Genomic DNA, 8,731 nt, shown 5'->3' on the forward strand with positions numbered 1-8,731 from the left:
TCCGCCTCGGCCTTGGTCATCACGACTTTGGCCAGGTATTCGATATTCACCTGATGGATGATGCCCGTCCCCGGCGGCACCACACGGAAGTTGCGGAACGCCTGCTGCCCCCAGCGCAGGAATTGGTAGCGTTCGCCGTTGCGTCGGTATTCGATGTCCATGTTCTGCTGCAACGCGTCGGCGACACCATACTTGTCGATCTGCACGGAGTGGTCGATCACCATATCGGACTGGACCTGGGGATTGATGACTTCGGGGTCCCCGCCCAGATCCTTCACCGCATCGCGCATGGTGGCGAGATCGACGATGCACGGCACGCCGGTGAAGTCCTGCATCACCACTCGGGACGGCGTGAACTGGATCTCATGGCTGGGCTGTGCGGCAGGATCCCAGTCGAGCAGGGCCTTGACGTGATCGTCGGTGATGTTGGCCCCATCGATGTTGCGCACCAGATTTTCAACCAGCACCTTCAGTGAATACGGCAGATGGTCGATGCCTGGCAGATTGTCGATGCGGTAGTAATCGAGATCCTTGCCGCCGGCCTTAAGAGTCGACAACTGGTCGTCGCGTAAGGACATGCTTCCTCCGAGCTCAAAACACACGAATAACGTATCGATTATCCGGCATGGATGGGTCCGCCGCGTAACGTTCAATGCTGGCGTGTCGCATTGGCATATGCAATAATCCGCCAGCAGAGCGGCACGATCAGCAGACACAGGAAAAACACCGCGACCGAGCCGGCAAGCGCGATGGATGTCGCGACCAGCATCTGACCGGTGGGAATCACCAAGGCGAAGAAATTGCGCACAACGGGGATCATCGCCCCGATCACCCCGGCCGCGGCGAAGAGCAGCACAAGCACCCCACGCCAACCATTCAGAGGTCGGGCGACGCGGGCCAGCACGAACACGCCCAGCATGAACAGAATGATCGCGCACGTGGCTCGCAGCGACATGAGGTCCGCATCGGAGGTTTCGACCTTCCACCCCATAATGCCCGGCAATGTCCAGGCAGCCAGCAGCACCGAAATGGCGACGGCCACGCCGCCCGGCAGCGCGAAATGAACCACGCGCTTCAGGAAGCCCGGCTGATAGCGACGGGTGTTGGGGGCAAGGGCCAGCACGAAGGCCGGGATGCCGATGGTCAGCGCACCGATATAGGTGATGTGACGAGGCAGATACGGATAGGGAACCTGCGTGAGCACCACGCCAAGCGAAATCAACGCCGAATACACGGTTTTCACGAGGAACAGGCTGGCGACGCGTTCCATATTCGCCATCACCTGGCGTCCCCGGGCCACGACCTCGGGCAGATGCGAGAACTTCGAATCCACCAGCACCACCTGCGCCACGGCTTTGGTTGCCGACGCGGCATTGCCCATCGCAATGCCAAGATCCGCCTCCTTGATGGCGAGCGCATCGTTCACGCCGTCACCCGTCATCGCCACCACATGGCCCTGCACATGCAGCGCCTGGACGATCGCCTTCTTCTGATCGGGCAGCACGCGGCCGAGCACATCGACATTTTCGAGCGTGCGCGCCATTTCATTGATATCATCGGGCAGATCGCGGGCGTCCATGGCGACGGGCTCCCGATCTCCGGTGAGTTTGACTTTGTGCGCGATGGCCCCCACAGTCACGGGATTGTCGCCGGAAATGATGCGGGCCCGCACGCCTTGCTCGCGGAACCAGGCAAGCGTCTTCTCGGCGTCGGGGCGGATATGCTCGGAGCACAGCACCAATGCCACGGGAATGGCGTGGGGATCGATATGCGGCTCCTCAGGCCGCAAGGCCCCGTCCGGCGCATAGGCGAGCAGCAGCACACGGTTGCCGTCAAGCGCATAGCCGTTCACCTGGTCGAGGAGCTCGCCCCCGTCGCAATCCAATGCGGACAGCAGCACCTCGGGCGCACCCATCATCCATATGCCGGCCGGCGGATTAGCCGCCGTGGCATCGTCGCCGGTGGATGCCGTCGCATCATACGCTATGGCGCTCCATTTGCGCGCCGATGAGAACGGTATGCGCCCGGACACGGAGCCGGCCACGCACCCTCGTTCGCCCAGGCCGGCGAGCACTGCCTGGGCGGTGCCGTTGGGGTTCTCCTCGTTGCAGCAGTCGAACAGCGCCTGTATGGCCGCCTGCTCGGACACCTCGCCCGCAGGCGCGTGGCGGGCGGCCGCCGCCGAATCATGGGAAGCCGCGCCATGAGCCATCGCGTCATGCACCATAATCAGTCGGTCATATGCGATGCCGCCATCCGTGATCGTTCCGGTTTTGTCGAGATTCAGGCAGTCCACGCGAGCCAGCGTCTCGACCGACTCCAGTTCCTGCACCAAGGTGTTCCGACGCGCCAGCCTCATTGCGGCGAGCGCGAAATTCAGGGAGGTGAGCAGCACCAAGCCTTCGGGAATCATGCCCACGACGCCGGCAACCGCGGACACCACGGCGTCCCGCCACGCCCCGGTGTCGATCGCATGGTTCCAACCGCCGACGGAACGAATCTGCGACCAGATCAGCAGCACGCACAGCGGCACCACCACAACGGTCATGAACCTCAGAATCGTGTTGATGCCGGCGGTCAGATCGGACACGGTTTTCTTGTATACCTTGGCCTGGGCGGTCAGCGTGGCCGCGTAACTGTGCTCGCCCACCGCGTTCACCCGCACCAATGCCAAGCCCGACACCGCAACCGACCCCGAATAGATCTGATCGCCTTCCGCCTTGCGCACGGTACGCGACTCGCCGGTCAACATGGACTCGTCAAGTTCCAGCCCCCATGTCTCCACAATCTGCGCGTCGGCGGGCACCTGGTCGCCGGAACGCACCCACAGCAGATCGCCGAGCACGATCTCGTCATGACGAATGCTGACATCCTCGCCGTCGCGACGCGCCATGAAGTTCGACGCCACCAGAATCGACAGCTTGTCAAGCGTGTATTTCGCCCTCAACTCGGTAATGATGCCGATGCCGGTGTTGATGATGATCACGAAGCCGAATACCGCGTCCTTCCATGACCCGGTGGCCAGCACCATCACCATGGCCGCCGCGATGATGCCATTGAACAGCGTGAACACGTTGGACCGCACGATCTCGCCAACCGAACGGGACGTTTGGGCGCTCACCCTGTTGACCTGGCCATTCTGCACGCGGAGGGCCACATCGGCGGAGCTCAGCCCCCGGTGCACAGTGTGGGGCAGGGATATGGTTGCGGTCGGCGAAGAACTCATACGTCCAGACTAGTCGAGGAATGTCGAAACGGCGCTCATTCTCGGGACGGATATTAGACGGATATCGGGCGGATATTGCGATGACCGCCCCGGAGCCATCAGGACGGGGCGCTGCGATGATTCATCCCAACTTGACATCCATGGTTTTGTCATGGGCATGATCGTCGATGATCTGGATCGTCGCGTCGAAAATCGATGTGGCCGCAGCGTCCGAACCGTCAACCACATGGAAGATCGCCGCATACAGCGTCTCGTCCACGGTAACGGTATCAGTGGGGTCGACCAGCACCACCGGATAGCCGGCTTCACGGGCCGTCTTCAGGCCCTCGGTCCACTGGTTCACATTATTGGGGCCGATCATCACCGCCGACAGGTTGCGATTCGTCGCGTCGATGATGGCGCGATTCGCGGCCTGCGCATCCAGCCCCTCCATCGACATGTACGCGGTGTCCAGGCCCGACGACTGCAGCGCGTTCACGATGGGGCGGTCGACGGAGGTGTCCTGGGAGCCGATGTATATGACAATCGCGTCGGAAACGTCCACCCCATCATGCTGGATGGCAGGCTCGGTGGCCTGTGTATCGCCGACGGCCAGGCCCTGCGGCACGCAGCCGGCGGTCATCGACACCAGCGCAGTCGCGCACAAGGCGACCGCCGTCATTCGTTTGAGGTTCCGGATCATCACATGGGAATTGTAGCGGACCATCTACGACACGTCATCTTCTCTCAACGCATTGAGCGGGAACGGACAAACAGGGCGATTGTCTCGACGTGGTGGGTCATGGGATAGATGTCGAACGCGCGGATCGAGCGGATCTCGTAGCCGAGTTGTCCCAAGGTGGCGGTGTCACGCGCCAGACTCGTCGGATCGCAGGCGATGTAGATGACGGCCGGGGCCTGGGACCGGGCGATCTGATGGCACACCTTCGCGCGCGCGCCGGCACGCGGCGGATCAAGCACCACCACATCGGGGCGGGACAGGTCGGCAGGCACATGATGGACCAAGGTTTTCGCCACATCGCCCTGAAGGGCTTCCACGCCCTCCAAGCCAGCCGCGGCGATATTGCGCCGCGCGTTCCTGACGGCGCCCGGCGCGCCCTCGACCGTCAGCATTCTCGCGTCGGAGGCAGACAGTGTGGCCATGGGCAGCGTGAACAGCCCGGAACCCGAATACAAATCCCACAGCACGGCGTTGTCCTTGCCATTCAGGGATTCCTTCACCAGACCAAGCACGTATTCCGGCAGCCGCATGGGCGCATTGCGGTGGATCTGCCAGAACCCGCCGGCATCCACGGCATAGGAGAAGTCGCGCCCGTCAACGGCGACACGCTCGGTCAGACGACGATTGCCCGCGACGAGATCACCATCCACCAGCACGGCGTAGTTGGCGGATCGCGCGACGTCGCCACGAGGCTCCGGAACCGCAACACGGATCTGCGCCCCCGGTTCGAAGCCACCCTCCCAGATATGCTCGCGATCGGCCACGGCAAGCAGTGCCCGAGTGGCCAATGGCATGGTGTCCAACCGGACACGGGTATGCGACCCCCTCCGACGCATGGAGGCGAATCCCTCCTCATCGGCAATAAGTTCGATGCGGGTGCGCCAATTGAGACCGCCCAACTCCGCGTCGTCCGTCAGTCTCTCCACCGGCACGCCAATATCGACATGTCCAAGACGACGCATTTGCTCTTCGACGACGGCACGCTTCCAGGCCAACTGTCCCGGCAGCGAGACATGCACCAGATCGGCGCCGCCCACTCCCCCGCCCATGGCCAGCGGACCGGCCAGCGGCCAAGCGGGATCGCAGCGATCCGCCGACGACTCCAACACCTCCACGACTTCGCCCGTCCAGAAGCGGTCGTCGCGACGAGACGGCTCATCCAATGCGATGCGTACCAGCTCGCCCGGCAACGCAAAGCGCACGAACACCACCCGTCCGTCGATATGCGCCACGCAACGGCCCTGATCGGCATATCGTTCGATGCGAACCTGCGCTATCACGCGTTGTCCTTTCCAGCGACGTCATGATGAGATGTATGAGTGCGACCGGCCTCCGACGCATCTGCATCCGCTGCGGCGCCGGAGACCGCGATGGCGGCGGAGGCGACTTTGTGCCGATGCAACGGGGTGGCGATAATGAGGTACGACACCCAAATCGCCAGCGCCCAGAACGGGATTCCCATCACCAGTCTGGTGATGCCCAGAGCCGCCACGTTATCAGCCAGATACAACGGCACCTGCACCAGCAGACGCACGCCGAACAGTCCCGTCCACAGGGCGGTGACGATCATATAGGCCCTCCACAGCGGCCTATCGTTCTTCCAATCAGCCAGCCAGGCACCGAACTGTCCGGTCGGCAGGGTGCGTATGAATTCCACCAGCAAACCAACGCCGGGAACGCGTACGGCCATTGAAACGGACAGCGCCACCAGATACACCGCATTCGTGATGAACCCGAATGTGTAGTAGTTGCGCGCCTCGTGGCTGTTCCACGCCCAGACCAGGCAGATGCCGACCGCAATCAGGCCGGAGAGCGCGCCCATAGCCGACTGCCGCTGCGCCAGGCGCACCAGCACCTGCAGGCCGGCCAGCACCGCCGAAACGATCACGGTGAGCTGCAGATTCGACGTAATGATGAACATCACGACGAACACCAGCCCGGGCAGCAGCGATTCGACAATGCCTCTCGGACCGCCTATCGCCTCGATGACCGAAAAATCCTCGGCGTCGGATCGGGCAAGCGAGGCAAGCCCGCCGCGTGGCGTCGGCCGGCCGGCCGGGGTGCACCGCTCGGTCCGGATAGTAGGGGTGGATTGACGGGACTGACCGGTCCGGTCGCTCCGCGTGGGCTGGTCCGCCATATCGTTTAGCGGACCTCGGAGAACATCGGACCGCGAGACAGCGTGGTCTTGGTCTCGGTCTCGTGGTCGGAGCTCAGCGGGCCCTTCGGCTTGCCGGGAATCTCAGTGGCAGCGGCGTCGACGGACTCGCCGTTGGCCTCGGCCTCGGCCATGGCGCGACGCTGGGCCGGGGTGATCGGCGCGTGCATGGGGATCATGTCGCGCGGGGCCAGCGGCTCCTCGCCACGGGCCACCACAATGCGCGTGAAGTACTTGTCGAGCACGTCCTTCTGCTCTTCGCCGTCCTGAGCCGCCTTGCCGGCGAAAATGCCGCGGAGCATCCAACGCGGCCCGTCCACACCGACGATGCGGGTCATCACGGTGCCGCTTTTCAGATGCACGGGCAGCAGCAGCTCCTTGCCGAAGGTGCCGTCGATTTCGCTGGCCTCGCTGTTGGTCTCCAGCAGATCGGCACGGACGTCGTCCCACAACCCCATGGTTTTCGGCGCGGCATACGCCTCAAGTTCCAGTGTGGAGTTGCCCACCGTAATCACGGCGCCAAGCACCGTCCCGGAAGCACGGTCGGCCTTCAGCCGCAGACCGGCATTGTCGTACTGCATCGGGATCATCGGCAGGAACAACGAACCGATATCAAGATAGTCGTCATAGTCCGGCACGTTCTCGTCCTCGATATCCCACGGACCGTTTGCCTCGCCACGATCGGAGAAGACGACGCCCTCGTCGGCGGCGTTCCCGGCGTCCGCGGCACCGGCCGCCTCTTCGGACTGGGAGCCTTCGGACTGCGCGGCGTTGTCAGCGTCCTTGCCATCCTCGCTTACCACATCCTCGACGCCGGAGGTATCCTCCTTGTCGTGATGCTTTTTCCTGCCGAATCCGAACAATCCCATAGTTCCTCATTTCGTAACGGTTGCAACCCTGCCTAGCCTAGCACCTGAACATGCACGACGGCTTCGTCTCGTCGGCGGCGGGACGGCGAGACGAAGCCGGACCGGGCCGAACTTGACTCACACGTCATAGGTGATGGTCAACGGTGCATGATCGGACCATCTGGCGTCATAGCTGGGGGCCTTGTCGATCACGAACCCCCGTGCCGTCTGCGCCAGCTCCGGAGTCGCGAACTGGTAGTCGATGCGCCAGCCCACGTTGTTGTCGAACGCCCGCCCGCGCTGGCTCCACCAGGTGTAGGGCCCCTGGATCTCACCGGCCAAGTCGCGCAGCACATCCACGAACTCATACTCGTCCAGCCACTTATCGACATAGGCGCGCTCAGCGGGCAGGAAGCCGGCATGCTCCGCATTGCCCTTGGCGTTCTTGATGTCCAACGGCGTATGCGCGATATTGAAATCGCCGCAGAGCACCGCCTGGCGTCCGCCTTTCGCAGCTTCGTCGCGCAACTCACCCAGCCGAGGCAGCATGGTGTCGAGAAACCGGAACTTCTGGGCCATCTTGACCTCGTCCTCGGCGACGCCCGCATGCACATACACGCAGACAACCGTGATCACATATCCCTGCGGGGTGCGTACGTCGGTTTCGATCCATCGGCCGGAATCCACGTCTTCGGTGAGTCCGGGCAACCCGAATCGCCGGTCCACCACATCCAGGTCGGTGAGCAGCCCCACACCGGCACGCCCTTTGATGCGGCAGACCTCATTCTGACGATGCAATGCGTCTGTCGTGGTCGTTTTCCCGGTAGCGACGTAGGCATCGGCAAAATAGTCGAAAATGGGATCGATTGCTTCCTGGGGGGCGCGCACCTCCTGCATGCACCACACGTCGGGCGTATGCTGACGCACCCATGCGTCGACGCCCTTGCGTTTGGCGGCGCGGATGCCATTGAGGTTGGACGTGGTGATAGTGATGGTCATGACAGCGACCTTACCACTGCAGACAGTCGTCCAATGGTCCTGTGCCGCGCCGGAGGGCAATTCCCGCCGTCGAGCATCCTGATATCAATGTGGTCTCCGCCCGCGGAATACCGCGGGCGGAGACCACATCATCATGCACTGTGAGATACGAGGCTATACCGCCGCTCAGTCGAGACCCAGCTTCAGCTTGCCGCCGGGGATGGCGTCAAGCAGATCGCGGGTGTACTGGCGCTGCGGATGATCGAAGACCTCGTCGGTGGTCGCATGCTCGACCAGACGGCCATGCTGCATCACCACCACTTCATCGGCGATCTGACGAACCACAGCCAGATCATGGGTGATGAACAGGTAGCTCAGTCCCTTTTCGGCCTGCAGATCGTTGAGCAGACGCAGCACCTGATCCTGAACCAGCACATCCAGGGCCGACACGGCCTCGTCGCACACGATCACGTCAGGTTCCAAAGCCATGGCGCGCGCAATGGCGATGCGCTGACGCTGGCCTCCGGACAGCTCGTTCGGATAGCGACCCATCACGGACGACGGCATCTCCACCATGTCGAGCAGTTCCTTGACGCGGTTGGCGCGCCATTTCTTGTCGCCGATCTTGTGGATGCGCAGCGGCTCCTCGATCGAACGGTAGATGGAGTACATCGGGTCAAGCGATCCATAGGGGTTCTGGAACACCGGCTGCACGTGGCGGCGGAAGTCCAGCAGGTCCTTGGCGTTGAATTCGGAAGTGTCACGGCCTTCGTACGTGATCTTGCCGGATGTCGGCTCCA

General features: G+C 62.9%; 8 protein-coding genes. All 8 read right to left on the reverse strand.

All coding sequences use genetic code 11. The features are described 5' to 3' along the window. The coding region (locus B2994_RS07335; RefSeq protein ID WP_414630668.1) for an aconitase family protein at positions 1-578 on the reverse strand (578 nt) is incomplete at its 3' end. Positions 579-649: 71 nt separating this feature from the next. Further along, on the reverse strand, positions 650-3,226 hold the full coding sequence (locus tag B2994_RS07340) for an HAD-IC family P-type ATPase (RefSeq protein ID WP_291527711.1): 2,577 nt from the start codon (positions 3,224-3,226) through the stop codon (positions 650-652). 121 nt (positions 3,227-3,347) lie between these two features. Further along, complete coding sequence (locus B2994_RS07345; RefSeq protein WP_291527712.1) at positions 3,348-3,911, reverse strand: hypothetical protein; 564 nt, start codon at positions 3,909-3,911, stop codon at positions 3,348-3,350. Between the two features lie 41 nt (positions 3,912-3,952). After that, on the reverse strand, positions 3,953-5,227 hold the full coding sequence (locus B2994_RS07350) for a class I SAM-dependent RNA methyltransferase (RefSeq protein WP_291527713.1): 1,275 nt from the start codon (positions 5,225-5,227) through the stop codon (positions 3,953-3,955). Next, positions 5,224-6,087 (reverse strand): DUF3159 domain-containing protein, encoded by an 864-nt coding sequence (locus B2994_RS07355; RefSeq protein WP_291527714.1) that lies wholly within the window; start codon positions 6,085-6,087, stop codon positions 5,224-5,226. The genes B2994_RS07350 and B2994_RS07355 overlap by 4 nt, the downstream gene beginning before the upstream one ends. Positions 6,088-6,092: 5 nt before the next feature. Next, complete coding sequence (locus B2994_RS07360) at positions 6,093-6,974, reverse strand: DUF3710 domain-containing protein (protein WP_291527715.1); 882 nt, start codon at positions 6,972-6,974, stop codon at positions 6,093-6,095. 117 nt (positions 6,975-7,091) lie between these two features. After that, complete coding sequence (locus B2994_RS07365; protein ID WP_291527716.1) at positions 7,092-7,952, reverse strand: exodeoxyribonuclease III; 861 nt, start codon at positions 7,950-7,952, stop codon at positions 7,092-7,094. Between the two features lie 165 nt (positions 7,953-8,117). Next, on the reverse strand, positions 8,118-8,731 hold a 614-nt coding region (locus tag B2994_RS07370), incomplete at its 5' end, for an ABC transporter ATP-binding protein (protein ID WP_291527717.1).

Origin of the sequence: Bifidobacterium sp. UBA744 (genome assembly GCA_002298605.1) — a bacterium.
In the GTDB taxonomy this organism is placed as follows: Bacteria; Actinomycetota; Actinomycetes; order Actinomycetales; family Bifidobacteriaceae; genus Bifidobacterium.

Excerpts from the sequence above, each read along its gene's own strand:
- B2994_RS07340 (WP_291527711.1), bottom strand. The coding sequence starts at position 3,226 with ATGAGTTCTTCGCCGACCGCAACCATATCCCTGCCCCACACTGTGCAC.
- B2994_RS07355 (WP_291527714.1), bottom strand. The coding sequence starts at position 6,087 with ATGGCGGACCAGCCCACGCGGAGCGACCGGACCGGTCAGTCCCGTCAA.
- B2994_RS07360 (WP_291527715.1), bottom strand. The coding sequence starts at position 6,974 with ATGGGATTGTTCGGATTCGGCAGGAAAAAGCATCACGACAAGGAGGAT.
- B2994_RS07365 (WP_291527716.1), bottom strand. The coding sequence starts at position 7,952 with ATGACCATCACTATCACCACGTCCAACCTCAATGGCATCCGCGCCGCC.